The organism is Pseudomonas sp. AC083 (assembly GCF_979253165.1).
This window is the reverse complement of sequence record NZ_CEEDDH010000064.1, coordinates 1-342: the sequence shown is the minus strand read 5'-3', so window position 1 is coordinate 342 and position 342 is coordinate 1. Positions and strand designations below refer to the sequence as shown.

General features: G+C 49.1%; 1 pseudogene. It reads left to right on the top strand.

Annotation, left to right across the window (positions count from 1 at the left end):
• A pseudogene (locus AC0IXA_RS27250) lies at positions 1 to 342 on the top strand (hypothetical protein); the annotation flags it as partial.

The following is a 342-nucleotide window of genomic DNA, read 5'->3' as shown; positions in this document are numbered from 1 at the left end:
GTTCAGCAGCTTTCTTCAGAAGAAAAGGAAATCATCGCCTACTTCACAGGGAGACTCGCAGAAGAAGAGGTGCGAGATGTATTCAATCAAAAGCTGCCAGCTTATATGGTGCCGCACTATGTGATGAAGCTGGATACCTTTGCACTGACAACGAACGGGAAGGTAGATCGAAAAGCTTTACCAAAGCCGGACGAAGTGCATCGCGACGAGATCAAAATCATGCCGCCTGAGACCGAGACAGAAAAGGTACTCGCTGACATTTGGGAGGAGCTTCTTGGAAAAACGATTGGGATAGACGAGCATTTCTTCATGGCTGGCGGGCACTCGCTCAAGGCGATGATG